Here is a 26,162-nt window from a genome sequence, read left to right as displayed (position 1 = left end):
GAGTGGCGGGGCAGGTCGGTTGCGCCCCAGGTACCCATGGCCAGGATCGCCATGTCCGAATCTTCGCAATTTTTTGCAACTGCTACGGATGCATGCAGCCTGGCCTCAAGAGTCACATGAACTCATTTAAGCGCCGGGCGGGCAATTCGACTTATGGCCGAGACATCCGTTCGTGCAACCAAATCCGTAGCGGACAGGCTTCAGGCGCCGGTTCTTGAGCGATATCCGGTCCTGTGTCGTTGGGCTGTTTCAGACGCCAATGGTGCTTGTTCAGACGCAAAACTCTTCATTTGCTCGCCACACTCTTGTGAAGTTGTGAAAACCCGTTTTTTCACGCTCTTTTGAAGACGTGAACCTCAAAAAAGGGCTGTCCCAGCCAGGTACCGTGTCCGGATTGTTTGGCCCATGCAGTACATGACAGGCAAAACGGTCAGACAGCTCCGTAACCGAGCGTAATGACAGCTCTGCAGATTCGCGAAAAGGTGGTGATCGGCCCGGAACAGCAGGCGCGCCAGCTTCACTCGATCTGTGTGGGCGGCTCTCTGTGGGCAATGCGGGGTGCCAATACAAGCGCATCGGCGGTGTTGCGAGGCCCGATCAGGAGACGTCCTTATAATCGGGGGGAGATTGTAACGAAGAAACGCAGGAAAATGGTCGTGTTTAATGACTTTTATTAGCCATTCGGTCAGATGGCCAACAACTGACGGCTGCGCGCGCGACTGCGAAGCGGTTGTACACGGGCGCTGGCGGGCAACGGGCGGTGCAGCCAGCTCAGACGGATTTCTTCAATTTCCACCCAGCCTTCGCCCATGGGTTGCAAGCTGCATTGCTTGAAGGCCTGGCAGTGGCCGTTGCGATCCAGCAGGGCAAAGCTGCGATGCTGTGGACGTGGGGTGAACAGAGAGATGAGAAGACGCATGGTCGGATTTCCGTGTCGAGGGACTTGTGAGCAGCCTGACAGCGAGCCATGACATGCCGGTGTAAGGACCGTGACAGTGGAGTGACAGGAACCGGCGTTGGCGGTACATGTCAGAAATTTCAGTATTCATTCGGCTGGTTCGCCGCGATGGCGCACCGCTATACTGCGGGTCTGTCAGTGCCCGATTCTGGAGAGATGAGCATGTTGCAACGCCTGTTGTTCGGTTTGATCGCTGTGACCAGTCTGACCCTTGTCGGCTGCGCCCACAGCCCGCAACAACTTAACCCGGAACCCAAGCTCAACGCCCAGCTGGCGCCTGTGGGTCATGGCCAGCCGGTGGTGGTACGGGTAGTGGACGGCCGTCCGTCGCCGACCCTCGGCACCCGTGGCGGTCTGTATCCGGAAACCAGCGTCATCACGGTACAGGGCGCGCAGATCCTGCCAAAGCTGCAGGCCCAGGCTGAAGCCGCCGTGCGTTTGCTGGGCTTCACCCCGACCGCGAACGCGATGAATGCGCCACAACTGACCGTTACCCTGGCCGAACTCAAGTACCAATCGCCCAAGGAAGGCATGTACGTGACCGAAGCCACCATCGGCGCGACTTTCCGCTCCGATGTGCAGAACGCCAACCGTCGTTACAGCGGTCGTTACGGGGCTTCCCTGGATCAGCGTTTCGGCATGGCGCCCAACCAGGACACCAATACCAAGCTGGTCAGCGATGTGTTGAGCGACGCCCTGACCCGGCTGTTCAAGGATCCGACCATCGGGCAGGTCCTGGCTGAGTAAGATCCGGGCCTGACCTCCACCTGTGGGAGCGAGCCTGCTCGCGATAGCGGTTTATCAGTCACATTGATTCAGATGTGACGCCGCTATCGCAAGCAGGCTCGCTCCCACAGTTTTTTTTTCGCGATTTTTCTAGGCGGCCTGTGAATACAGTTCCAGCACACTGATGCCCGTCAGCAGGTCCGTCTCCGGCAGGTCGGCATGTTGATGACCACCGAGGGCGCAGTACACCAGCCAATGTGGGTCCTGTACGTTGAAAGACAGGCTGCCGACGAGGTTCTGCTGTTCGTCGCTCGGCGTGATGAGGTAGAGGCGATCCTGGTTTTCGGCGTGAAGCATGACGGGGTCCGTGCAGGTTTGGAGGGCGACAGGGTGGCTTATCCAGATGACGAAACCGTGACGGGGAAAGCAGTCTGTAGCTCAGCCCCACAGGTCGGAAAAAACGGGGCAGGGCGCTGGGCTTTCGGTAGAATTCGCGCCCTGTCCGAAGGTCTCGCCTGTTTTGCTTGAGGTTTGTGATGTCGCTGCATCTGTTTTCGTTGTTCGCTGCCCACCCGGCCAAATTGATCAACCTGCTCGCGCTGCTGTTTGCCTGCCCGGGCGGCTGGGTGCTGCATGCGACGCGCCGCCGCGAACTGCGGGCGCGTGCCAGTTTGCAAACGCGCAGCGGGAATGGCGAGGAACGCTTCGAAGCGCTGCTGGACCTGGCGACCCAGCGCATGAACCGGTTCTTCTACCGGTTCGGTTTCGGCTGCCTGGCGTTGGCCTTGCTGGTGTCGTGGATCAGCACGCAGATCAGCTGAGATGACCGGCGGCGAAGTGGCGAGGGTGCCCGTGGGAGCAAAGCTTGCTCGCGAAACAGGCACCTCGATTTCCGAAAGTATCGTGTCGCTTTCATCGCGGGCAAGCCTTGCTCCCACAGGTATGCCGCGTTACAACCCCAACCCCGCCTTGACCCGATATTGATTACGCACCGGTGTCGCATATTGCAGGATCAGGAACGGCCGATATTCCGCCGGGCACGCATCCAGCCGGCGTTGCCACTCTTCCTGGGCCTTGGCCAGTTCATCGGCGCCGAACACCTCGGCCGCCTGCGGAACCTGTAACTGCGGATCGGCGTCGACCCATTGGGCGTAAGCCAGGTAATGCACCGGGAACAGGCGGTAGCCGCCGAGAATCTGTCGATCCATCTCCTGGGCCAATTGCTTGGTGTCTTCGAACAGCTCGGTGATCGGCGCGGCGAAATTCACGTGCACCCGGCCCTTGTAGCCGGTGATGCCCTTGGCGATGCTCACGTCATCCTCGCCCGGTGCCTTGGTGTAGGTGCCGGTGGTGGCGCGGATGTACAGCTCGCGGGCCTTGGCCTGGTCGCACGGGTCGTATTCGTAGCTGATCGACACGGGCGTGAGGTTCAGCGACTGGATCACCTCGCCGAACGGCTCGTCCTTGCGGCTCATGTGGAACATCTTGAGGATGGCCGACTCGGTACGGTCGTCGCCGTCCTTGGCCCGCCCTTCGGCCTGGGCGATCCAGATCGAGGCGCAGTCGTTGCGGATCGAGTGGTTGATGTACGCTGACAGCAACTGATAGGCCGCCATCTTCTCCCGCCGTCCGGTGAGGGAGCGGTGCACGATGAAGCTCTTGTTCAGGCGCATCAGGTCGCTGACGAAAGGTTTTTGCAGCAGATTGTCGCCAATGGCGATGCGCGGCGTCGGCAGGCCGGCATGGTATACGGCATAGTTGACGAAGGCCGGATCCATCACGATGTCGCGGTGGTTGGCGATGAACAGGTACGCGCTGCCGGACTTGAACTGCTCCACCCCGGTATAGGTCACGCCGTCGGTGGCACGCTCGATGGTATGGTCGACATAAAACTCCACTTTATCCTGCAAAGTGGCGACCGATGTCACGCTGGCGAACTCACGGCGCAATCTTTGCGCTATAAGAGGTTTGAGCATCCAGCCGAAGGCGCCGGCCAGGCGCGGGAAGCGGAAGTGGGTGAGGATATCTAGAAACGCCTTGTCGCCGAGCAGCCGGGCCAGCACCGCTGGGACTTCGCTGTCGTCGTAAGGTCGGATGGCATCGAATTCGCCCATCATGCTCTCTTGTTGGAAACGGCTAGGGTAAGTTAAAGGTTCGCTCGAAAAAAACGACGGGGCACGGCCTGGCAGATAAGCCAGACGAAAATAGCCCTGCAAATAGACCGGCGATTATACGCACAAGTCACCTGGGAGACCGCGATGCTGGAAGCCGCTCTTTATGATTGTCCGTATTGTGGTGAAGAGGTCGAGACGACCGTGGATCTGTCGGGTGGGGATCAGGTCTATATCGAGGATTGTCAGGTGTGCTGTCGACCGATCACTTTCAACCTGCAAGTGCATGGCGAGGAGTGGCATCTGGAGGTCTTCAGTGAAAATGATTGATGGGGGGCGCCCATGCAACGAATCTACGAGCTGGAAAGCCTGATGGAGGGCGAACTGCTACAAGGCATGCTCGCCAGCGAGGGCATCACGGCTCATCTGGTGGGGCGCGACCTGGTGGGCGGTGCGGGGGAGTTGCCGATGCAGGGCTTGCTGGGGCTGGCGGTGGAGGACGACCGGGCGCAATACGCCCGGGAGCTGATCGTCGCGTACAATGCAGCGATGCCGGTGCCGGGTGATGAGCCGGAGAGTTATCCCGGTACGTTGGTCTGTTAGGCTGACGACCGTTTGATCAAGAGTCGTGTTACCCCATGTGTGGACGTTATGCCCTGTTTCGCTGGAACCCCGCTTTCGCGGCCTTGCCCGGCTTTCCTGCCGACCAGAAGGCCCAATGGAATATTTCGCCCAACGATTCGGTGCTGATGCTGCGGGCCGGTGCCGAGGGGCAGCGCGAGCTGGCCCGGGCGCGCTGGGGGTTGACGCCTGCATGGCTGACCGACCTGTCCCGTACTCCGGCCCATGCCCGGGCCGAAACCGTGGCCGAGCAGCCGATGTTCCGTGAAGCATTGCGCCTGCGTCGCTGCCTGCTGCCGGCCAACGGCTTTTACGAATGGCGCGGCGGCACCCGCAAGCGGCCCTACTGGCTGACGCCCGGAGAGGGTTCGTCGTTGTGCTTTGCCGCGATCTGGGAGGCGTATCCCGTGCAGGAACAGGTGTGGCTGAGCACGGCGGTCATCACCCAGCCGGCGGCGGGACAGCGCCGGCCGTTGATTCTGGATGAGGAGGGCCAGCGCCTGTGGCTCGGCCCTGAAACGCCGCTGCACACCTTGCAAGGGTTGTTGGCAAGCGAACCGGCGCAACTGCGTGAGCGGGTGCTGGCCAACATGGTCAACGATCCGAAGCTCAATGGGCCGGAGTGTCTGACTCCGGCTTGAGGGCTGTGGTGTCTTTACTGCCGCTATCGCGAGCAGGCTCGCTCCCACAGGGGCATTTCCGCAATCTCCTCTGGGAGCGAGCCTGCTCGCGATAGCGGTTCTGGATCAGACCCTGAACTGATTGATCAACCGCCGCTGCTGCTCCGCCAGTTTGGTCAAGCCGGCACTGGCCGCGCTGGACTCATCCGCGCCGCCCGCCACTTCGTTCGCCACTTGCCCGATGTTGATGACGTTGCGGTTGATGTCATCGGCCACGGCGCTCTGTTCCTCGGCGGCGCTGGCGATCTGGGTGTTCATGTCGTTGATCACCGACACCGCCTGGGTGATGGTTTCCAGGGCCTGGGCCGCTTTCGCCGCATGCTGCACGCTTTCATCGGTGCGGTGCTGGCTGTCTTCCATCACTCGCACCACGTCCCGGGTACCCTGCTGCAATTGCTGGATCATCGACTGGATTTCTTCCGTGGCCTGCTGCGTCTTTTGCGCCAGGTTGCGCACTTCGTCAGCCACCACGGCGAATCCGCGACCCTGTTCACCGGCCCGGGCGGCTTCGATGGCCGCGTTGAGAGCCAACAGATTGGTCTGTTCGGCGATGCCACGGATGGCGGTGAGAATCGCGTTGATGTTCTCGCTGTCCTTGGCCAGGGTCTGCACCACGCCTACCGCCTTGCCGATTTCCACCGCCAGGGCGCCGATGGACGTGGACGTATCCCGTACGATTTGCATGCCCTGGCTGGCGGCCTGGTCGGCGTGACTGGCGGCCTGGGCGGCCTGCGTTGCGTTGCGGGCCACGTCCTGGGCCGTAGCGGTCATCTCGTGCACGGCGGTGGCGACCTGGTCGATCTCGGACATCTGCTTGTGGACGCCCTGGTTGGTGCGGATTGCGATGTCAGCAGTGTGCTCCGACGAATCGCTGACGCTCTGCACCGAGGTCACCACTTGGGTGATCATCCCCTGCAGCTTGCTCAGGAAGGTGTTGAAACCTCTGGCAATGGCGCCGAGTTCGTCGGCGCGGTCACTCACCAGGCGACGGGTCAGATCGCCTTCACCCTGGGCGATGTCATCGAGCATTGCCACCATTTGCTTGAGTGGCCGGGCAATGCCATGGCCCACCAGCCAGATCACCAGCAGACCGATACCGGCAATCGCCAGGCCCACCATTGCCATGCCGAAAATGTCGGACTGGCGCCGGTCGTTCAGGTCTTTCTGCAGCGCTTGCAGGTCGGCCATCACCGCGTTCAGCGGCAATTGCAGCATCAGCGTCCAGCGGGCGTTGGTCTCGCCAATGCCGAACGGCATATACACTTCGATGTGCCCGTGCTCCTCGTCGATGCCGTACCGCACTTCGCCGGTACCGAGCTTGCCGAGGTTGTCCAGTTCACTGGCATCGAGCAGGTCGCTGGCCTTTTCCCCGAGTTTGCTCGGGTCCTTCGTAAATGCCACGAACCGGTTGTTGCTGGAGAGCAGCGCCAACTCGCCGGCGCCGTTGTACAACTTGGCATCGGCGGCCACGAGCATGTCCTGGATGAAGTTCACCGACAGGTCCGCCCCGACGATGCCCTGGAACTTGCCATCGATGAGGATCGGCTCGATGAACGAGGCGAGCATGGTCATGGTGTCGCCGACGCGGTAGGGCGCCGGGTCGATAACGCAGGCTTTCCTGCTGTCCTGGGAGCACAGGTAGTACTCGCTGGCGCGGATACCGGTGGACAGCAACTTCTGGTCCGTCACGTCGGCGAGTTTTTCCAGGCCCAGGGTGCCGTCCTGATTGCGGAACCACCACGGCAGGAAACGCCCGTTGGTTTCCATACCCACCACGGGGCTGTTCACGTAGCTGGCGTCATCGTGGTCGATAGCGTTCGGTTCCCAGGCGATGTAGGCACCTAGGACCTTCGGATTACGCACCACGGTTTCGCGCAGCAGGCCGATCATCTGTTCGCGAGCAATCTTCAGTTGTGGGCTGCCGTCCGTGCCCTTCATGCCCATCAGCGCGTTCGTGGTGGCAAGCCCTTTGGCGAGCTGCAGCGGGGCTTCCAGTTCCCGTTGGATCAGGCTGGCCTGGGTGCGGGCCAGGGCGCTGAGGCGCTGTTCGATGAGTTGTTCGAACTGCGCCTTGGTCCGTTGTTGCACCATGTCCTGGGTCCGGGCCCCGGCGAATAGCGCGTACAGGACCAGGGCTCCGACCACGCTGAGCACGATGGCGCCGGCCAGGGCGGCCACGGAAAACTGGATCGATTTGAATTTCATAAGGGCTCCGGACGCGGAAAGGACGTCTGAAGTTTGTATCGGCGTTCTTAGGGGCCTGCATAAGGCGCTGTTCGTCGGGTGACTGTTTTGGAATCGTGAGAGTCGCTAATGGTGTGGGGTAGGGTCTATCCGAAATACCTGTAATCCGTCGTTGTATATCTGGCGCCGATACCAATCACCGCATAGGATACGACCACGTTTCCAGGGAGCTTTAATATGCACAAGACGTTGATGGTGAGTGTCCTCGGCACGAGCCTGTTGCTTGCCGGTTGCCAATCGGTGAATACCACCAGCGGCGGCGCCGTGGGCGTGGAACGCAAGCAGTACATGTTCAGCATGTTGTCGACCGATGAGGTCAACCAGATGTACGCCCAGTCCTATCAGAAGACCGTAGGCGAGGCGAGCACCCAGGGTGTGCTGGACAAGACCAGCAGCGAAGCCAGGCGCGTCCAGGCCATTGCCGACCGATTGATTGCCCAGGCCCCGGTGTTCCGCCCGGATTCGGCGCAGTGGAAGTGGGAAGTGAACCTGATCAAGAGTGACGAGCTCAATGCCAACTGCGGCCCCGGCGGCAAGATCATTTTCTACACGGGGTTGATCGACTCGCTGAAGCTGACCGACGATGAGATCGCCGCGGTCATGGGCCATGAAATCGCCCACGCCCTGCGCGAGCACGGCCGTGAAGCGATGTCCAAGGCCTACGGCATCGAGATGGCCAAGCAGGGCGCCGGTGCCTTGTTCGGCCTGGGCCAGGATAGCCTGGCGCTGGCCGACACCGTGGCCAACTATGGCATGACTTTGCCCAACAGCCGCGCCAACGAGAACGAAGCCGACCTGATCGGCCTCGAACTGGCTGCCCGCGCCGGCTACAACCCGAACGCCGCCATCACCTTGTGGAACAAGATGAGCAAGGCCTCGGAAGGTGCGCCACCGGAGTTCATGAGCACTCACCCTGCATCGAGCAGTCGGATCGCTTCGTTGCAGGCGGCAATTCCGAAGGTAATGCCGCTGTATCAGCAAGCCAAGAAGTAACCGTTCCTATGCGATGAGCCTACTGGCCTCATCGCGAGCAGGCTCGCTCCCACATTGGGCGCGGTGTTCACAAAAAATGTGGCCACTGCAAATCCCTGCGGGAGCGAGCCTGCTCGCGATGAACGATGGCACGGTTGCTTGGCTACCTGATCAAACCCATCCACTGCTCTGCATCGCCTTGTACACCGCCACGATCGCCAGGATGAAGAATGCCGAGGCGGCCAGGCGGCGGATCAGGGTCAGGGGCAGCTTGTCGGCGGCGAAATTGCCGGCCAATACCACCGGCACGTTGGCAATCAGCATGCCCACGGTGGTACCGATGATCACTAGCCACAACTCCGGGTACTGCGCGGCGAGCATCACGGTGGCGATCTGGGTCTTGTCGCCGATTTCCGCCAGGAAGAATGCGATCAGCGTGGTCAGGAAGGGGCCGAACTTGCGCGCGGTGCTGGCTTCTTCGTCATCCAGTTTGTCGGGAACCAGGGTCCACAGCGCCGTGGCGGCGAAGCTCGCTGCCAGGATCCAGTGCAACACCGCATCCGAGAAAATACTGCCCACCCAGGCCCCCACGGCCCCGGCTGCCGCATGGTTGGCCAGGGTCGCGGCGACAATGCCGGCGATGATCGGCCAGGGTTTGCGAAAGCGAGCCGCAAGGACGAGCGCGAGCAATTGGGTCTTGTCGCCGATTTCGGCCAGCGCAACGATGGTGGTGGGTACGAGGAAAGAGTCCAGCATCAGGTGATTCCTAGAGGGGCGGGTCGACACGGCTATGACACGTACAGCCTCCCCGCCCCGGGTAAGGTGTGCGTGTCATAGGTCTTGTCAAACCCTGCGACCGGTTCCGGACGCTTGGGCCGCATACGCCATGGTCTGCCGACCAAGTATGTTGACGTATGCCGGGCGAGCAGGGCGCTCGCGGGAGACTACTCCCCTAGGACGCTGCGGATTCTGCCTAGGCAAATCCGATTGGGCAAGTGCTGTGCCTTAAAAAGCTTTCAACCGCGCTTGGCCCGGTAGATGCGAAAGCCCTGGCCCTCGGCCTTGATGGTGCACGTGCCCAGATGTTCTTCGATCAGCGGTTGGTATTTGAGGAAACTGTTCGCAACCAGGCGCAACTCCCCACCGTTTTTCAGATGTTTGGCTGCTTTTCGCAGCAGGTTTTCCGTCGCGTAGTAATCGGTATGGACGCCGACATGGAATGGCGGATTGCTCAGGATCGCATTCAGGCCCATCGGCGCGGCATCGATACCGTCACCGGTCAGCACCTCGGCTTCGAGGCCGTTGGCGGCCAGGGTCAGGCGACTGCTGGCGGCGGCGAAAGCGTCCACATCCAGCAGGGTGACGGTGTTGTGCGGATAACGACGCTTGACGGCCGCCCCGAGTACACCGGCACCGCAACCGAAGTCCAGCAGATGGCCGCTGGGCAATTTGTCCAGGTGTTCGAGCAGCAGCGCACTGCCGCGATCCAGGCGACCGTGGCTGAACACCCCTGGCAGGCTGATGACCTTCAGCGGGCCTTCCTCCAGCGGCAGCTCGTAGGTCTGGGCCAGGCTTTCCAGGGGCTTGGCCTCTGGAGCGTTGGCAACGGTGACCTGCCACAGCTGGCAATGCCGCGCGCTGTCGAGCTTGCGCGGTTTGCCGAACGGGTTGAGCTGCTTGGAAGCCCCTTCGATGCCGCTGCGCTTTTCCCCCACCAGATACACCTCGCGACCGGCCACGCGTGAGGCCACGGCATTGAGGATGTAGTCCGTCAGGTCCTTGGCCTTGGGCAGGAACACCACTGCGCTGTCGAACCCACGGGCGGGGATGTCTACGCCAAAGTGGCTGCGCTCGGGGAAGCGGGCATCCAGTGCGGCCTGATCGCCCGCGTGCCAGCACCAGCCATGGGCGTCGGGCAAGCGACCGAGCAGGTCGTCGGCGGGCAGGCCGGCCAGCAGGACCGAGCCCTGGAATAATTCGGGCTGACGAAGCAGTACTTCACTGCGCGGATCCATGGTCTGCTCCTTGAAAAAAAGTGCGGCAGTTTATCAACTGACGACCCGTAGCGCTGTACCGCTGAAAAAACCGCGGGCGTTTTCCGTCAGTTGACCAACGATCCGCTGTCGCGCCTCGCGGCTGCCCCAGGCGTTGTGAGGCGTGACGATCAGGCGGGGAATGTCGCCGGCCAGCAGCGGATTACCCTGGGTCGGCGGCTCCACGCTCAGCACATCGGTGGCCGCGCCCCCCAGGTGGCCGCTGCGCAGGGCATCAGCCAGGGCCTGTTCATCGATCAGGCCGCCACGGGCGGTGTTGACCACGAAAGCGCCGGGCTTGAGCAGCGCCAGTTCTCGCATGCCGATGAAGTGGCGGGTGTGCTCATTGAGGGGACAGTGCAGGGTCAGGGCGTCGACTTGCGACAACAGCTGATCCAGTGGCAAGCGATCAGGGCGAGCAGGCCGTCCTGGGATCTGCCCCAGCAGCACGCGCATGCCGAAGGCTTCCGCCAGCCGCCCCACGGCACTTCCCAGTTCGCCGTGGCCCAGCAGGCCCAGGGTCTTGCCCTGCAGTTCGACGATGGGATAGTCCAGCAGACAGAATTGTGAAGCCTGTTGCCAACGCCCGTCGCCCACCGCCTTCTGATAATCGGCCAGCCGCGTCGCCAGGTTCAGCAACAGCATGATCGTGTGCTGGGCGACCGATGGCGTACCGTAGCCCTGGCAGTTGCACACCGTGATGCCGTGATGGCGAGCGGCCGCCAGGTCGACATTGTTGGTGCCGGTGGCGCTGATCAGGATCAACTTCAATTCGGGGCTGGCGGCCATGGCGGCGGCATCGATCACGATTTTGTTGGTGATCGCCACGCTGGCGCCCTTGAGTCGTTCGATCACCAGGTCCGGTGTGGTGCGGGTAAACAGTTGTAGTTCGTCGAAGCAATTGCGCAACGGGGCCAGATCCAGGTCGCCTAGATCCAGGGACGGGTGGTCGAGGAAAACTGCGCGGCCGGTATTTGTCATCAGCTGTACCTTTTTAGTCTGGAACCGAAGGCGTAAGGTGACGAGCCTATCAGATGAATTGCGGCCCTGGTGCCGCGCGCACCTGTGGCGAGGGAGCTTGCTGTGGCGAGGGAGCTTGCTCCCGATGGGCTGCGCAGCAGCCCCCCAAAAAAGCTTGCGAGCGCTGCGCACTCGAGCGGGAGCGAGCTCCCTCGCCACGGTATGTCATTTAATAAAACTGCCACCAAGGAGCCCGCCATGTACCTCACCGAATTCCTCACCGTCGCCCTGATCCACCTCCTGGCGGTTGCCAGCCCCGGGCCGGATTTCGCCGTGGTGGTGCGCGAAAGCGTGACCCATGGCCGCCGCGCCGGGACCTGGACGGCGCTGGGCGTCGGCACGGCGATTTTCCTGCACGTAGGTTATTCGCTGTTGGGCATTGGGCTGATCGTGTCGCAGTCCATCGTGTTGTTCAACGCGCTGAAATGGGCCGCCGCCGCGTACCTGCTGTACATCGGCTTCAAGGCGCTGCGGGCGCAACCGGCCAAGCCGAGCGAGGAAAAACTGCACAAGGAAGCCGGTGAGCGGACCGCCCGCGGCGCATTCACCTCGGGCTTCGTCACCAATGGCCTGAACCCGAAGGCGACGCTGTTCTTCCTGTCGCTGTTCACCGTGGTGATCAACCCCCATACGCCGCTGGCGATCCAGGCCGGTTACGGTGTGTACCTGGCGGCCGCAACGGCTGCCTGGTTCTGCCTGGTGGCCATGCTGTTCAGCCAGCAGCGAGTGCGCGCCGGTTTCGCCCGCATGGGTCACTGGTTCGATCGGACCATGGGCGCGGTACTGGTTGCCATCGGTGTGAAGCTGGCGTTTACCGAAGCGCATTGACCGTCGGTTCGATCCTGATCGTTACGCCTAAAGGGGGGGTAACGATCAGGGACGTTGACGGGCATAGTCCAGGAATGCCTCGATGTTATCGCTGCACAGCAACGCTGACACTGCCTTGACCTCCTCCACCGGCCACTCCCACCAGGCCGATTCCAATAGCGCCCGCCGTACCGGTTCTTCGAAGCGCCAGCGAATGAACCGACACGGGTTGCCGCCGACAATGGCGTAAGGCTCGACATCGCGGGTGACTACCGCTCCGGCGGCGACCACGGCCCCGTGGCCGATGGTCACGCCGGATAGGATCATGGCCCCTGTACAAATCCAGCAGTCGCTGCCGATCACGACGTTACCTTTGCTCGGACAACAGCCAGGAAGCTCCTTGGCCTCATCGATCATCTTCGGAAACGGGTAAGTACTTACCCAGTCGGTACGATGTCCACCGCCCAGCAAAATTTTCACCCCTTCGGCAATCGAGCTGTAACAACCGACTTTCAAAATGGTTACGTCATCGAATTCGATCACCTCGGGATTGCCGTAAGTCCCTACCCCGATTTCGTATCTTGGGTAGCGCAGACGGATTTTCTGCGGTGCCCTTTCAATTTTTTCGAGACGCTTGAGGTCCTTCCGGACTTTGCGCTCTTTGATTTTCTTCAGAAACTTCATGACCGTCCTGGGAATTGATGAGTAGTGGCGAGCGTACGCTCGCTTCTGGGGGGCCGTTATGACGAAATTTACCACTCAAAGCAGCCGAGATGGGTGAGTTGGTGGCGTTGGGCCAGCAATTGCCGGCTGATCAAATCATTCCTTTGGCTGATTTGAACCGTGTATAAGCCCTCTAGAGTGCTTACCTCCAGTCACGACCATGCAGTCAGAAAAGGATTCTTATGTTGCAGACTCGCGTTATTCCTCCCGCCGAAGGCGCTTATCAATATCCACTGCTGATCAAGCGGCTGCTGATGTCCGGTGTGCGTTACGAGAAAACCCGCGAGATCGTCTACCGTGACCAGTTGCGCTACAGCTATCCGACATTGATGGAACGGGTGGCGCGGTTGGCCAACGTGCTGACCGAGGCCGGGGTCAAGGCGGGCGATACCGTGGCGGTGATGGACTGGGACAGCCATCGTTACCTGGAATGCATGTTCGCAATTCCGATGATCGGCGCAGTGATCCACACCATCAACGTGCGGCTCTCCCCCGAGCAGATTGTCTACACCATGAACCACGCCGAGGACCGCTTCGTGCTGGTCAACAGCGAGTTCGTCGGGTTGTACCAGGCCATTGCCGGGCACCTGACCACGGTGGAGAAGACCCTGCTGCTGACCGACCTGCCGGAGAAAACCGCCGAGCTGCCCAACCTGGTGGGCGAATACGAGCAGTTGCTGGCGGCTGCCAGCCCGGTCTACGACTTCCAGGACTTCGACGAAAACTCCGTCGCCACGACCTTCTATACCACCGGCACCACGGGCAATCCCAAGGGGGTCTACTTCACGCACCGGCAACTGGTGCTGCACTCCCTTGGAGAGGCGACCATCATGGGCGCCGTCGACAGCGTGCGCTTGCTGGGCACCAATGATGTGTACATGCCGATCACGCCGATGTTCCATGTCCATGCCTGGGGCCTGCCGTACGTGGCGACCATGCTCGGCCTCAAGCAGGTCTATCCCGGCCGCTACGACCCCGAGCTCCTGGTTCAGTTGTGGCGCAAGGAGAAGGTCAGCTTTTCCCATTGCGTGCCGACCATCCTGCAGATGGTGCTCAACGCCAAGGGTGCCCAGGGCACCGATTTCGGCGGTTGGAAAATCGTCATCGGCGGTAGCGCCCTGAATCGCAGCCTGTACGACGCGGCGAAGGCCAGGGGGATCCAGCTCACCGCCGCCTATGGCATGTCGGAAACCGGCCCGTTGGTGTCTTGCGCCCACCTCAACGAGGAATTGATGGCCGGCAGCGAGGACGAACGCATCAGCTATCGGATCAAGGCCGGTGTGCCGGGGCCCTTGGTGGAAGCGGCGATCGTCGATGCCGAAGGCCGGTTCCTGCCTGCCGATGGCGAGACCCAGGGCGAACTGGTGCTGCGCGCGCCTTGGCTCACCGAAGGCTATTTCAACGAACCGCAGAAGGGCGCCGAGCTCTGGGCCGGCGGCTGGTTGCATACCGGCGATGTCGCCACGCTGGACAGCATGGGCTTCATCGATATCCGCGACCGTATCAAGGACGTGATCAAGACGGGGGGCGAGTGGGTCTCGTCCCTGGACCTGGAAGACCTCATCAGCCGTCACGTGGCGGTACGCGAAGTAGCAGTGGTGGGCATTCCCGATCCGCAGTGGGGCGAGCGCCCGTTTGCCCTGCTGGTGATTCACGACGGGCAGCAGATCGGGGCTCGCGAGCTCAAGGAACACCTCAAGCCTTTTGTCGAACAGGGGCACCTGAGCAAGTGGGCGATCCCGAGCCAGATCGCCCTTGTTACGGAAATTCCCAAGACCAGTGTCGGCAAGCTCGACAAGAAACGCATCCGCGTCGACATCGCCGAATGGCAGAGCAACAACAGCGCCTTCCTGTCCACGCTTTGAGGTGGTCCTGCCGTGCCCGAAAGGGCGCGGCAGCCCCACCGAGCAAGCGCTTGCCTTGTCAAACTGCAGAATTCAGCCATCCTTGCCGTGCCGACAGGTGTCGGCCTGGCAAGGGACTGTTCCAGAGTGGTCGGGGGCTGCAAATCACACTTTAGAGGGATCAAGCCGTACTACCTGCTGGCTATAGTCCGCTCAAGGATTTTCAAGAATAGGGCACCTGCACGAACGGGCGATGCGACTTTGAATGAGTGCCGCAACCCAGTCTCTGGTCGTCGAAGACGTTCCTTGAAAATACCCCCTGCCATAACAATAAAGAACATGGAGTAGCGTCGAATGACCTCTGCAAACACGTTCTGGCGCCGGGCAAAATTGCCTCTGGCGGTCAGCCTCGCCTCTTCGCTCGCCGGGCCTGCATTCGGCGTCAGTTTCAACATCGGTGAAATCGAGGGCCAGTTCGATTCCTCCCTGTCGGTGGGGGCGAGCTGGTCCACGGCCAATGCCAACAAGGACCTGATCGGCGTCAACAACGGTGGCAGGGGCTTGTCCCAGACCTCCGATGACGGTCACTTGAACTTCAAGCGCGGAGAGACCTTCTCGAAGATCTTCAAGGGCATTCATGACCTGGAGCTGAAGTACGGCGATACCGGTGTGTTTGTGCGGGGCAAGTATTGGTATGACTTCGAACTCAAGGACGAGAATCGCCTGTACAAGGACATCAGCGACAGCAACCGCAAGGAAGGCGCCAAGTCCTCCGGCGGGCAGATTCTCGATGCCTTCGTCTACCACAACTACGCCATTGCCGATCAGCCGGGCTCCGTTCGCCTGGGCAAGCAAGTCGTCAGTTGGGGTGAAAGTACCTTCATCCAGGGCGGCATCAACTCCATCAACCCGGTCGACGTGTCTGCGTTCCGTCGTCCCGGTGCCGAGATCAAGGAAGGCCTGATCCCGGTCAACATGTTCTACGTGTCCCAGAGCCTGACCGATAACCTGTCGGCCGAGGCGTTCTATCAGTTGGAGTGGGACCAGACGGTTGTCGATAACTGCGGGACGTTCTTTTCCCAGCCGGATGTGATTGCCGATGGTTGTACGGATAATCTGCGGGTGTTGAGGAGCGCTTCAGCGATTCCAACGGCAGTTATGCCTACGTTGAATTCGTTGGGGGTGAACATCAATGAGGAAGGTGCGCTGGTGCGCCGTGGTCCTGACCGCGATGCTCGTGACAGCGGCCAATTTGGTGTGTCATTCAAATACATGTTCGAGCCGCTGGACACCGAGTTTGGCGCTTACTTTATGAACTACCATAGCCGTGCTCCGATTTTTAGTGGTCATGGAGCGCCGGCGAGTGCTTATAACCCGGCGACACTGGTGGGTTCGCTGATCGGTGCCGGTATTCCGCCCGGTGTCGCGGTTGGTCTTGCTCCGACCTTGCTGCCCATGGTGGTGGCGGGTAATTCCAGCTACTACGTTGAATACCCTGAAGATATCCGTCTGTATGGTCTGAGCTTCTCCACCACTTTACCTACAGGTACCGCGTGGAGTGGTGAAGTCAGCTATCGGCCAAATGCGCCGGTGCAGCTCAATACCACAGATATTCTCTTTTCCGGTCTGACGCCACTGAACCCCAATGTTTCTGTGCTTCAAGGGCAGCCAGGACAGGATCAGCAAGGGTATCGTCGCAAAGAAGTAACCCAGCTGCAGACCACGTTGACCCACTTCTTTGACCAAGTCATGGGGGCTGAGCGACTGACACTGGTCGGTGAGGTCGGTTTCACTCATGTGGGCGGTCTGGAAAGTACTTCCAAGGCGCGCTACGGTCGTGACCCGAGCTATGGCCCCGGTCCGTTGCCAAATGGACAGTGCCAGATATTGAACTCTTCCACTCTGGCTGGCGGCGCGCAGAATAATGTCAGTCGCTACTGCGAAAACGACGGTTTCACAACCGCAAATTCCTGGGGCTACCGCGCCCGGGCGATCTGGGATTACAACGATGTTTTCGCTGGCGTGAACCTCAAGCCCAATGTCGCCTGGTCTCATGACGTCAGTGGTTACTCGCCTGGTCCAGGGGGCAACTTCGAAGAGGGTCGTAAAGCCGTGAGTCTGGGGATCGATGCCGAATACCAGAACACTTACAACGCGAGCCTGGCATACACCAACTTCTTCGACGGCAAGTACACCACCGTGGACGACCGCGACTTCCTGGCGCTCAGCGTCGGTATGACCTTCTAAGCACCGTATTCAGGACGACACACGATGAAAATAACCAAGAGTCTGTTGCAGGTCGGCGCGCTGGGACTGTCCCTGCTGGCCGCCAGCGTCATGGCCGCGGTGCCTGCGGGCGAGGCCGACAAACTGGGCAAGAGCCTGACGCCGATGGGCGCCGAAATGGCCGGTAATGCCGACGGTTCGATTTCCGCCTGGAAGCCCATGGCGAAGAACGCCGGTAGCGTGGACAGCAAGGGATTCCTCGCCGACCCGTATGCCAGCGAGAAACCGCTGTTCACCATCACCGCGCAGAATGTCGAGCAGTACAAGGACAAGCTCGCGCCGGGCCAGTACGCGATGTTCAAGCGCTACCCGGAAACCTTCAAGATGCCGGTCTACCCGACCCATCGTGGCGCCACCGTGCCGGATGAGGTGTTCGCCTCCATCAAGAAGAACGCGGTCAACACCAAGCTGGTCTCCGGCGGCAACGGCCTGGAGAATTTCGAGACGGCCATACCGTTCCCGATTCCCCAGAGCGGCGTCGAAGTGATCTGGAACCACATCACCCGCTATCGTGGCGGCAGCGTGACGCGCCTGGTGACCCAGGCCACGCCGCAACCCAACGGCTCCTACAGCCTGGTGTACTTCCGCGACCAGTTCGTGTTCCGCGACAAGATGAAGGATTTCGATCCGGCCAACCCCGGCAACATCCTGTTCTATTTCAAGCAGCAAGTGACCGCGCCGGCACGCCTGGCCGGTGGCGTGCTGCTGGTGCACGAAACCCTCGACCAGGTGAAGGAACCGCGTTCGGCCTGGGTCTACAACGCCGGCCAGCGTCGGGTGCGTCGTGCGCCGCAGGTCTCCTATGATGGTCCGGGTACTGCGGCCGATGGCCTGCGTACTTCCGACAACCTGGACATGTACAACGGTGCGCCGGATCGCTACGACTGGAAGCTGGAAGGCAAGAAAGAGCTGTACATCGCCGCCAACAGCTACAAGATCGATTCGCCGCAACTCAAGTACGCCGACATCCTCAAGGCCGGCCACATCAACCAGGACCTGGCGCGCTACGAGTTGCGTCGGGTCTGGCATGTCACCGCGACCCTGAAGGAAGGCCAGCGCCACATCTACGCCAAGCGCGATTTCTTCATCGATGAAGACACCTGGCAGGCGGCGGTGATCGACCATTACGACGGTCGTGGCCAGCTGTGGCGCGTTGCCGAGGCCCATGCCGAGAACTACTACGACAAGCAAGTGCCGTGGTACGCCCTGGAAACCCTCTACGACCTGCAGTCCGGACGCTACCTGGCCCTGGGCATGAAGAACGAAGAGAAATCGGCCTACGATTTCGGCTTCACCGCCACCACGGCAGACTTCACGCCGAACGCGCTGCGCCAGGACGGCATCCGCTAAAACCGCTTTACCCCGAGGCCGCATCCTCGAATAAACGCCCCGACTGGTTCGGGGCGTTTATTTTTACGCTTGTCCAGAATCCACAGACCCCTGTGGCGAGGGAGCAAGCTCCCTCGCCACAGGGTAGGCAGCGTCAGGCGATTTGTAGTCTTTTTGTAGCCATTTGTAGCACTCCCTTCAATACCTCTTCGTTTGCAGCTAGTCTGCGGACATCTGCAACGCCGCCATCTGCATTTAAACAAGAGCCGGCCATGACCGATCTGTCTTCACTTCCGGATTCTGCCCGCGCAGCCATCGCGGTACAGGACGGGCGCTTCTACCGACCGCCGCTGCCCGACGGGCATGTCGTGCGACCGCGGTTGTGCGAGCGTTTGAGTGCGGGGCTTGGCGGTCGACTGCTGTTGGTCAGTGCGCCGGCGGGGTTCGGCAAAAGCTCCCTGGCAGTGGAGTTCTGCCAGAGCCTGCCGGTCCATTGGCAAAGCCTCTGGTTGGGGCTCAATGCCCGGGACAATGATCCTGGACGTTTCCTGGAGCGGCTGCTCGAAGGGCTTCAGGCACTCTTTCCACAATTGGGCGGCCGGGCAGCGGGGCTGCTGAAGATGCGTCAGCGCCACCAGCCCTTCGCGTTCGAAGAGTGGCTCGACGGCCTGCTGGATGAGTTGACCAGCCACCTGACGCTGCGCAATCCCTTGCTGCTGGTGCTCGACGATTACCACCTGGCCCAAGGCCCCGTGCTGGATCGTTGCCTGCAGTTTTTCCTCAATCACCTGCCCGACGGCTTGCTGGTGCTGGTCACCAGTCGCCAGCGGCCGAACTGGCATCTGGCGCGCCTGCGCCTGTCGCGGCAGTTGCTCGAGTTGAATGAACAGGATCTGCGCCTGACCCATGGCGAAGCCCTGACCCTGCTCGAGCACCACAGCAGCTCGTTGCGCGGTGAAGCGCTGGAGAACCTCATCCAGCGCAGCGAAGGCTGGGTCGCCGGGCTGCGTTTCTGGTTGCTGGCCGCTTCCGAAGCCGGTTCCGCGGGCCGGCTGCCCCAGGCGCTGCACGGCGGGGAAGGGTTGATCCGCGATTATCTGCTCGAAGAAGTCATCGACTGCCTGCCCGCCGAGGTGCAGGCCTTTCTCTACGACACCGCGCCACAGGATCGTTTTTGCAGCGAACTGTGCGATGCGGTGCGCGAAGCCCATGACAGCGCCGAGATCCTGCAATACCTGGCGGCCCATCAGGTATTCCTGGTGCCTCTGGACGAACACGGACACTGGTATCGCTATCACCACCTGTTTTCCGATCTGTTGCGCAGCCGCCCCAGTGCACCGGCCATGGTGCCGGCCGCGACCCTGCACTTGCGCGCCTGCCGCTGGTTCAACGCCCAGGGCCTGATCGACGAAGCCGTGGAGCAGGCGTTGCGGGCCGGGCACCTGGATGTGGCGGCGAACCTGGTGCAAACCCTTTCGGAGGAGCAACTGCTGGCCGAGCAGAACGTCGGCATGTTGTTGCGCTGGAAAATGGACTTGCCCGACAGCCTGCTCATCAGTACCCCGAGGCTGATCGTGCTCTACAGCTGGGCGCTGGGGCTGGCCTGTCAGCTGGATGCCGCCGAGGAACTGGCCGCCCACCTGAGCCGTTTCCTGCCGGCACCGTCGGCCACCGCGCAAAAATCCATGCTTGCCCAATGGTTGGCCCTGAGCGGGATCGTCGCCCGTGGCCGCGGGGACCGTGAAGCCACGGTGCGTTATTGCACCGAAGCCCTGGAAAGCCTGCCGCAAAAACGCTACGGCCAACGCCTGATGTGCCTGTCCACGCTGTCGAACCTGGCGATTGCCGACGGTGACCTGTGGCGCGCCCGTGGCTTGAACCGCGACTCCCTGGAACTGGCGCAGCGGGTCGGCAACCCCTTGTTCGAAGCCCTGGCCCACTACGATCGCGCCCGGGTCCTGCAGGCGCGGGGAGAGATCCTGCGGGCGCTGGATGAAGTGCGCCAGGGCCTGCAACGTTTGCACGGGCTCTCGCCCCAGCGGCTTTATGCGGTACGGGCGCGGTTGACCCTGTACGAGGGTTTCCTGCTGACTTTGCGCATGCAGTCCCAGGCCGGGTTGGCGCGGTTGCAGGCCGGCCTTACCGAAGCACGGGCCTGCCGCGACATCAGCGTGCTGCTGGGGCATTGTGTGATCGCCCGCATCGAAGGCAACCATGGCGAGTTCGCCCGTGCCTTTGCCGAACTGGCCGAAGCCGAGCGCCTGATGCACATCTGGGATGTGCCGCCGATCTACTACCTGGCGATGATCACCCTGGTCAAGTGCGAGCTCTGGCTGGCCCAGGGCCGCACCGAACTGGCTGAAGCCTGGTTGGCGCGCCTGGGGCGAACCTATACCGGCGAACAGGCCGCCGCGCCGCCGGAGTTCCATCCGCAACTGCCGTTGCATGTCGAGTTGCAACAGGCGCTGCTGGAATCCATCCTGGGCCAACCGATGCTGGCGGAAGGGCGGCTCAACGCCTTGCTTGAACACGGCCAGCAAACCGGTCGGCAGATGCTCAGCGTGATGGCCCTCAACCAGAAAGTCGCCTTGTTGCTGAGCCTTGGCCGCGAGCCGGCGGCCCGCAGTACCCTGGCCCAGGCTTTCGAAGCCGCCGCCGGTGGTGTGCTGCAACCTTTCGAATGGTTGCTGGGTGATGAGCATCGTGAGTGGCTGCGTGAGCAACTGCTGCACGCGCCCCCCAGCACCTTGTGCCAGAATCTGCTCGAACACCTGCCGACGTCGACGCAAACTGCCGACTCGCCGGCACCTGTCGAAAACCTCAGCAGCCGGGAGCGGGCGGTGCTGCAATTGATTGCCCGGGGCTGTTCCAACCAGGAAATCAGCGAGCAGTTGTTCATTTCGCTGCACACCGTCAAGACCCACGCCAGCCATATCAACAGCAAGCTTGGCGTGGAGCGCCGCACCCAGGCCGTGGCGAGGGCGAAGGAGCTGGGGTTGTTGGGCTGAGCATCCCGCGCCGCAGAACCATCTGCCACAAAAGCCAGCCAGTAAAGGAAGGACTCGATGCTACCCCGGTACAAAACCATCCAATCTCCGGTCGGCCAATTGATCCTCGTCGCCCGGGGCGCAAGACTCGCCGCCATCCTGTGGGAAAACGAGCGACTCAACCGTGTGCGCCTGGGCCCCTTGGAGGAAGACATCCATCATCCGGTGCTCCAGGAAACCGAGCGTCAACTGCTGGAGTATTTCGCCGGCCAGCGGCGCCGTTTCGAGCTGGAGCTGGATTTCGCCGGCACTGATTTCCAGAAGCGGGTCTGGCAGGCATTGCTGACCATTCCCTTCGGCGAGACCCGCAGTTACCGCGACATCGCCATCCAGATCGGCCAGCCGACCGCCGTTCGGGCGGTGGGCGCAGCCAACGGCCGGAATCCCATTTCGATCATTGCTCCGTGCCACCGCGTCATCGGCACCTCCGGCAGCCTCACCGGTTTCGCCGGCGGGCTGGCAGCCAAGCAATTGCTGCTCAGCCTCGAAGGCCAGCAGAGCCTTCAATTGGTGTTCTGAATGCGCTGTTGTGAGGTGTGTGAGGCTTGGTGAGATGTCATGCCAGGAACTTCTGTGGCGAGGGAGCTTGCTCCCGCTCGAGTGCGCAGCGCTCGCCTGCTTTTTTAGGGCTGCTGTGCAGCCCAGCGGGAGCAAGCTCCCTCGCCACACAAGTCCAGCCATAGAAGTCCAGCCACACAAGTCCAACCACAACAAGCCAACTCGCCACAAACTCATAAACGGCATACCCATGAAAAAGCCCGCCCGATCACAGGATCGGGCGGGCTTCTGGTATGGCTTGCAGCTTACTTCTTCAAACCGTAATGCTCATCGAGCATGCCGGGCGAATTCGGTGCCTTGGGCGCGTAGTCCCGAGGTGGCTCCTGATCCCTTGGCGGGGTCAGGCGTTCCCGTGGAGCCTGCGCCGAGTCGGCGTGCAGGGCGGCCAGCAGGCGCTGGCGAGTCTGTTCGTCCAGGGCCAGGCGATTGGCGCCCTCGGACAAATGATCCTGAACATCCTGGTAGCTCTGGGTGAGTTTCTTCACCAGAGAAGCGGTGGCGTTGAAGTGGGTGACCACCTCATTCTGATAACTGTCGAAACGTTCCTGAATGTCGTCCAGCTGACGTTGCGTGCTGTTGGGCACTGCGTTGGGCAGCAGTCGGGCAAGCAGGAATCCAATGGCGACACCGGCAACCAGGGCAAGAGTCGGCAACAACCAAACTAAGAGCGAGTGTTCCACGAGTCCTTCCTCTATAAACGGCTTTGCTTTACGTTAACGGCTCGGACCTGCGCTGTATACCGCGAAGAACATCGCAATCATGCCAGGCACAGACTTTTAGCTAGACGAGTCGACCCTATCCGGGGTCACGGAGTTCTTTCCCTTGCTTATGCGCGAAACCCCTGTAGTCATCGAAGGCCCGGTGGGCCAACTGGAAGCCTTGTACCTGGACAGCGAGGCGCCCCGTGGCCTGGCGCTGATCTGCCACCCCAACCCGGTGCAGGGCGGGACCATGCTCAACAAGGTGGTCTCGACCCTGCAACGCACGGCCCGGGATGCCGGCCTGGTCACATTGCGTTTCAATTATCGCGGTGTCGGCACCAGTGCCGGCAGCCATGACATGGGCACCGGTGAAGTGGACGACGCCGAGGCCGCCGCCGCGTGGCTGCGGGAAAAACACCCGCAACTGCCCTTGAGCCTCTTCGGTTTTTCCTTTGGCGGCTTCGTCGCTGCCAGCCTGGGTGGGCGGCTCGAAGCCCAGGGGCAATCGCTCAAGCACCTGTTCATGGTGGCTCCGGCGGTGATGCGCCTGGACGAGCAGTCGCCTTTGGCGATGCGTGGCGAGTTGACGGTGATCCAACCGGAAAATGATGAAGTCGTCGATCCCCAACTGGTCTACGATTGGTCCGATGCGCTCCAACGCCCCCATGAGCTGCTGAAAGTGGCAGAATGCGGGCACTTTTTTCATGGCAAGCTGACCGATCTCAAGGATCTGCTCCTGCCGCGCCTTTCGAATTGACAGCAGTCTGACAAGCGATAATCCATGACGACTCGTACCCGTATCCTGACCGGTATCACCACCACTGGCACCCCGCACCTGGGCAACTACGCCGGCGCCATCCGCCCGGCGATTCTCGCCAGCCGCGACAGCAATGCCGATTCGTTCTACTTCCTGGCCGACTACCACGCCCTGATCAAATGCGATGACCCGCTGCGCATCCAGCGTTCGCGCCTGGAAATCGCCGCGACCTGGCTGGCTGGCGGCCTGGATGTTGACCGCGTGACCTTTTATCGCCAATCCGATATCCCCGAGATCCCGGAACTGACCTGGCTGCTGACCTGCGTCGCCGCCAAGGGCCTGCTCAATCGCGCCCATGCCTACAAGGCCTCGGTGGACAAGAACGTCGAAACCGGCGAAGACCCGGACGCCGGCATCACCATGGGGCTGTACAGCTACCCGGTGCTGATGGCCGCTGACATCCTGATGTTCAATGCCCACAAGGTGCCGGTCGGTCGCGACCAGATCCAGCACGTGGAAATGGCCCGGGACATCGGCCAGCGCTTCAACCACCTGTTTGGCCAGGGCAAGGAGTTTTTCACCATGCCCGAAGCGCTGATCGAAGAAAGTGTCGCCACACTGCCGGGGCTCGACGGCCGCAAGATGTCCAAGAGCTACGACAACACCATTCCGTTGTTCAGCAGCGCCAAGGACATGAAGGACGCGATCTCGCGGATCGTCACCGACTCCCGCGCCCCGGGCGAAGCGAAGGATCCGGATAACTCACACCTGTTCACGCTGTTCCAGGCCTTCGCCACCCCAGCCCAGTCAGCGGACTTCCGCAGCGAGCTGTTGCAAGGCCTGGGTTGGGGCGAAGCGAAGAATCGTCTGTTCCAGTTGCTCGACAGCGAGCTGGGAGAGGCCCGCGAGCGTTATCACCAGTTGATCGAGCGTCCGTCGGACCTCGAAGACATCCTGCAGTTGGGCGCGAAAAAAGCCCGCGCGGTGGCGACGCCGTTCCTCAATGAACTGCGTGAAGCCGTTGGCCTGCGTTCGTTCGTCAGCCAGGTCCAGGTGGCGGCCAGCACGAAGAAGAAAGCTGCCAAGGCCGCACGCTTCGTCAGCTTTCGCGAAGACGACGGCAGTTTCCGCTTCCGCCTGCTGGCAGCCGATGGCGAGCAACTGCTGCTGTCTCGCCATTTTGCCGATGGCAAGACCGCAGGCCAGGTGACCAAGCAACTGCAAGCCGGCCAACCACTGGACGTCCGCAGCGAGGCGGCGGGTTTCAGCGTCTGGCTCGAAGGCGAATGCGTAGCGGACAGCCCGGCGTTTGCCGATGACACTGCGCGGGATGCGGCCATCGATGCATTGCGCATCGCGCTGACGCCCGTGCAGGATTGAGCCAAAGCATCATCCGACCATCGGCCCTGGATAAGGGCCGATTGCCATTCCTGCGGGCCGTCGCTACAGTGACGGCCCGTTTTTGTTGCCTTGCTAACGAATATGACCCCCCTAGAACGATATCAAGCTGATCTGAAACGCCCGGAGTTCTTCCACGACGCAGCCCAGGAAACGGCAGTGCGGCATTTGCAACGCCTGTACGACGACCTGATCGCCGCGTCGAACAACAAGCCGGGCTTGTTGGGAAAACTGTTCGGCAAGAAGGAACTGGCACCGGTCAAAGGCCTGTACTTCTGGGGTGGCGTCGGCCGTGGCAAGACCTACCTGGTGGACACCTTCTTCGAAGCGCTACCGTTCAAGGAAAAGACCCGTACCCACTTCCACCGCTTCATGAAGCGTGTGCACGAAGAAATGAAGACCCTGGGCGGCGAGAAGAACCCATTGACCATTATCGCCAAGCGTTTCGCCAGTGAAACGCGGGTGATCTGTTTCGATGAGTTTTTCGTGTCCGACATCACCGACGCCATGATCCTCGGCACCTTGATGGAAGAGCTGTTCAAGAACGGCGTGACCCTGGTCGCCACCTCGAACATCGTACCGGACGGCTTGTACAAGGATGGGCTGCAACGGGCACGCTTCCTGCCGGCCATTGCGTTGATCAAGGAACACACCGAGATCGTCAACGTCGACAGCGGCGTCGACTATCGTCTGCGCCATCTCGAACAGGCGGAGTTGTTTCATTTCCCGCTGGATGCCGCTGCCGAGGAAAGCCTGCGCAAGAGCTTCCGTGCCTTGACCCCGGAATGCACCCAGGCGGTCGAGAACGATGTGCTGATGATCGAGAACCGCGAGATCCGCGCCATCCGCACCTGTGACGACGTGGCCTGGTTCGATTTCCGTGAGCTGTGCGACGGTCCACGCAGCCAGAACGACTACATCGAGCTGGGCAAGATTTTCCATGCCGTGCTGCTCAGCGGCGTCGAGCAGATGAGCGTCACCACCGACGACATCGCCCGTCGCTTCATCAACATGGTGGACGAGTTCTACGACCGTAACGTGAAGCTGATCATCTCGGCCGAAGTCGAACTCAAGGACCTTTACACCGGTGGTCGCCTGACATTCGAATTCCAGCGGACGTTGAGTCGTCTGTTGGAAATGCAGTCCCACGAGTTCCTGTCGCGGGCGCATAAGCCTTAGGACTGCACAGACAATAAAAGAGGCCTGCGATTGCAGGCCTTTTCATGTGCACCGCATAACCCTGTGGGAGCGAGCCTGCTCGCGATGGCGGTGATGGCGGTGGGTCAGCTTGCTGCGATGCTGAATGTGCCGCTGTCATCGCGAGCAGGCTCGCTCCCACACTGGACG

At 61.3% G+C, this 26,162-nt stretch carries 24 protein-coding genes, 1 pseudogene and 1 riboswitch; of the genes and pseudogenes, 15 read left to right on the top strand and 10 right to left on the bottom strand.

The window, feature by feature from the left end; genetic code table 11:
• Window positions 1–685: 685 nt before the first annotated feature.
• Window positions 686–919, bottom strand: coding sequence for a hypothetical protein (locus tag N005_RS12005; protein ID WP_047701388.1), 234 nt, complete (start codon window positions 917–919; stop codon window positions 686–688).
• Between the two features lie 201 nt (window positions 920–1,120).
• On the opposite strand from N005_RS12005, the gene N005_RS12000 reads away from it, so the two are divergent.
• The gene (locus N005_RS12000; RefSeq protein ID WP_047701387.1) at window positions 1,121–1,705 is read left to right on the top strand and encodes a YajG family lipoprotein; all 585 of its coding nucleotides are present in this window, start codon (window positions 1,121–1,123) and stop codon (window positions 1,703–1,705) included.
• A 129-nt stretch (window positions 1,706–1,834) separates the two neighbouring features.
• Here N005_RS12000 and N005_RS11995 read toward each other — a convergent pair whose 3' ends face one another.
• Entirely contained in the window at window positions 1,835–2,041 is a 207-nt protein-coding gene (locus N005_RS11995; protein ID WP_041020607.1) for a hypothetical protein, read from the bottom strand.
• Window positions 2,042–2,220: 179 nt separating this feature from the next.
• Here N005_RS11995 and N005_RS11990 point away from each other — a divergent pair, with 179 nt between their 5' ends.
• Window positions 2,221–2,505, top strand: coding sequence for a hypothetical protein (locus N005_RS11990; RefSeq protein WP_047701386.1), 285 nt, complete (start codon window positions 2,221–2,223; stop codon window positions 2,503–2,505).
• Window positions 2,506–2,634: 129 nt separating this feature from the next.
• Here the strand turns inward: N005_RS11990 and N005_RS11985 are convergent, their stop codons facing one another.
• The gene (locus N005_RS11985) at window positions 2,635–3,801 is read right to left on the bottom strand and encodes a 1-acyl-sn-glycerol-3-phosphate acyltransferase (RefSeq protein WP_047701385.1); all 1,167 of its coding nucleotides are present in this window, start codon (window positions 3,799–3,801) and stop codon (window positions 2,635–2,637) included.
• A 141-nt stretch (window positions 3,802–3,942) separates the two neighbouring features.
• On the opposite strand from N005_RS11985, the gene N005_RS11980 reads away from it, so the two are divergent.
• Genes N005_RS11980 through N005_RS11970 form a run of 3 tightly spaced genes read left to right on the top strand, consistent with a single transcriptional unit; the run spans window position 3,943 to window position 5,057 of the window.
• Entirely contained in the window at window positions 3,943–4,125 is a 183-nt protein-coding gene (locus tag N005_RS11980) for a CPXCG motif-containing cysteine-rich protein (RefSeq protein ID WP_047701384.1), read from the top strand.
• Between the two features lie 12 nt (window positions 4,126–4,137).
• On the top strand, window positions 4,138–4,398 hold the full coding sequence (locus N005_RS11975) for a putative signal transducing protein (RefSeq protein ID WP_047701383.1): 261 nt from the start codon (window positions 4,138–4,140) through the stop codon (window positions 4,396–4,398).
• A 35-nt stretch (window positions 4,399–4,433) separates the two neighbouring features.
• Complete coding sequence (locus tag N005_RS11970; RefSeq protein ID WP_047701382.1) at window positions 4,434–5,057, top strand: SOS response-associated peptidase; 624 nt, start codon at window positions 4,434–4,436, stop codon at window positions 5,055–5,057.
• Between the two features lie 105 nt (window positions 5,058–5,162).
• On the opposite strand, the gene N005_RS29975 is transcribed toward N005_RS11970, so the two are convergent.
• Window positions 5,163–5,906: a methyl-accepting chemotaxis protein gene (locus N005_RS29975; protein ID WP_392397197.1), complete on the bottom strand. Its 744-nt coding sequence runs from the start codon at window positions 5,904–5,906 to the stop codon at window positions 5,163–5,165.
• Window positions 5,907–6,020: 114 nt separating this feature from the next.
• Window positions 6,021–6,215, bottom strand: a pseudogene (locus tag N005_RS29970) (HAMP domain-containing protein); the annotation flags it as partial.
• 1,302 nt (window positions 6,216–7,517) lie between these two features.
• Here N005_RS29970 and N005_RS11960 point away from each other — a divergent pair.
• Window positions 7,518–8,333 (top strand): M48 family metallopeptidase, encoded by an 816-nt coding sequence (locus tag N005_RS11960; RefSeq protein ID WP_047701380.1) that lies wholly within the window; start codon window positions 7,518–7,520, stop codon window positions 8,331–8,333.
• A gap of 150 nt (window positions 8,334–8,483) precedes the next feature.
• On the opposite strand, the gene N005_RS11955 is transcribed toward N005_RS11960, so the two are convergent.
• From N005_RS11955 to N005_RS11945, 3 genes are all read right to left on the bottom strand, one after another.
• The gene (locus tag N005_RS11955) at window positions 8,484–9,068 is read right to left on the bottom strand and encodes a TMEM165/GDT1 family protein (protein WP_047701379.1); all 585 of its coding nucleotides are present in this window, start codon (window positions 9,066–9,068) and stop codon (window positions 8,484–8,486) included.
• Between the two features lie 89 nt (window positions 9,069–9,157).
• Window positions 9,158–9,278, bottom strand: a riboswitch (yybP-ykoY riboswitch).
• A 50-nt stretch (window positions 9,279–9,328) separates the two neighbouring features.
• A complete protein-coding gene (locus N005_RS11950) occupies window positions 9,329–10,327 on the bottom strand; it encodes a methyltransferase (RefSeq protein WP_047701378.1) in 999 nt (332 codons plus the stop codon).
• A gap of 33 nt (window positions 10,328–10,360) precedes the next feature.
• A complete protein-coding gene (locus N005_RS11945) occupies window positions 10,361–11,326 on the bottom strand; it encodes a 2-hydroxyacid dehydrogenase (RefSeq protein WP_047701377.1) in 966 nt (321 codons plus the stop codon).
• Between the two features lie 237 nt (window positions 11,327–11,563).
• Between N005_RS11945 and N005_RS11940 the strand changes: the two genes are divergently transcribed.
• Complete coding sequence (locus N005_RS11940; RefSeq protein ID WP_047701376.1) at window positions 11,564–12,193, top strand: LysE family translocator; 630 nt, start codon at window positions 11,564–11,566, stop codon at window positions 12,191–12,193.
• 45 nt (window positions 12,194–12,238) lie between these two features.
• On the opposite strand, the gene N005_RS11935 is transcribed toward N005_RS11940, so the two are convergent.
• Window positions 12,239–12,856 (bottom strand): CatB-related O-acetyltransferase, encoded by a 618-nt coding sequence (locus tag N005_RS11935; protein ID WP_047701375.1) that lies wholly within the window; start codon window positions 12,854–12,856, stop codon window positions 12,239–12,241.
• A gap of 221 nt (window positions 12,857–13,077) precedes the next feature.
• Between N005_RS11935 and N005_RS11930 the strand changes: the two genes are divergently transcribed.
• The 5 genes from N005_RS11930 (at window position 13,078) to N005_RS11910 (ending at window position 21,920) form a co-directional block, all read left to right on the top strand.
• Window positions 13,078–14,760, top strand: a complete 1,683-nt coding sequence (locus N005_RS11930) for a fatty acid--CoA ligase (protein WP_047701374.1) — start codon at window positions 13,078–13,080, stop codon at window positions 14,758–14,760.
• 333 nt (window positions 14,761–15,093) lie between these two features.
• On the top strand, window positions 15,094–16,986 hold the full coding sequence (locus N005_RS11925; RefSeq protein ID WP_047701373.1) for a DUF1302 domain-containing protein: 1,893 nt from the start codon (window positions 15,094–15,096) through the stop codon (window positions 16,984–16,986).
• 24 nt (window positions 16,987–17,010) lie between these two features.
• Window positions 17,011–18,375, top strand: a complete 1,365-nt coding sequence (locus tag N005_RS11920) for a DUF1329 domain-containing protein (RefSeq protein WP_047701372.1) — start codon at window positions 17,011–17,013, stop codon at window positions 18,373–18,375.
• Window positions 18,376–18,626: 251 nt separating this feature from the next.
• Window positions 18,627–21,362 (top strand): winged helix-turn-helix domain-containing protein, encoded by a 2,736-nt coding sequence (locus tag N005_RS11915; protein WP_047701371.1) that lies wholly within the window; start codon window positions 18,627–18,629, stop codon window positions 21,360–21,362.
• Window positions 21,363–21,419: 57 nt separating this feature from the next.
• Window positions 21,420–21,920, top strand: coding sequence for a methylated-DNA--[protein]-cysteine S-methyltransferase (locus N005_RS11910; protein ID WP_047701370.1), 501 nt, complete (start codon window positions 21,420–21,422; stop codon window positions 21,918–21,920).
• A gap of 284 nt (window positions 21,921–22,204) precedes the next feature.
• Here the strand turns inward: N005_RS11910 and N005_RS11905 are convergent, their stop codons facing one another.
• Window positions 22,205–22,639 carry a Z-ring associated ZapG family protein gene (locus N005_RS11905; protein WP_024778106.1) on the bottom strand — a complete coding sequence of 145 codons (435 nt, stop codon included), beginning with the start codon at window positions 22,637–22,639 and terminating at the stop codon, window positions 22,205–22,207.
• A 148-nt stretch (window positions 22,640–22,787) separates the two neighbouring features.
• Between N005_RS11905 and N005_RS11900 the strand changes: the two genes are divergently transcribed.
• The 3 genes from N005_RS11900 (at window position 22,788) to zapE (ending at window position 25,994) form a co-directional block, all read left to right on the top strand.
• Complete coding sequence (locus N005_RS11900) at window positions 22,788–23,417, top strand: alpha/beta hydrolase (protein ID WP_047701369.1); 630 nt, start codon at window positions 22,788–22,790, stop codon at window positions 23,415–23,417.
• A gap of 24 nt (window positions 23,418–23,441) precedes the next feature.
• Window positions 23,442–24,797 carry a tryptophan--tRNA ligase gene (locus N005_RS11895; RefSeq protein ID WP_047701368.1) on the top strand — a complete coding sequence of 452 codons (1,356 nt, stop codon included), beginning with the start codon at window positions 23,442–23,444 and terminating at the stop codon, window positions 24,795–24,797.
• A 102-nt stretch (window positions 24,798–24,899) separates the two neighbouring features.
• Window positions 24,900–25,994, top strand: a complete 1,095-nt coding sequence (zapE, locus tag N005_RS11890) for a cell division protein ZapE (protein WP_047701367.1) — start codon at window positions 24,900–24,902, stop codon at window positions 25,992–25,994.
• Window positions 25,995–26,162 lie beyond the last annotated feature (168 nt).

Source organism: Pseudomonas mediterranea CFBP 5447 (assembly GCF_000774145.1).
Taxonomy (GTDB): Bacteria; Pseudomonadota; Gammaproteobacteria; order Pseudomonadales; family Pseudomonadaceae; genus Aquipseudomonas; species Aquipseudomonas mediterranea.
Note: the sequence above shows the minus strand (reverse complement) of the source record. Positions and strands in the feature narration are given on the sequence as shown.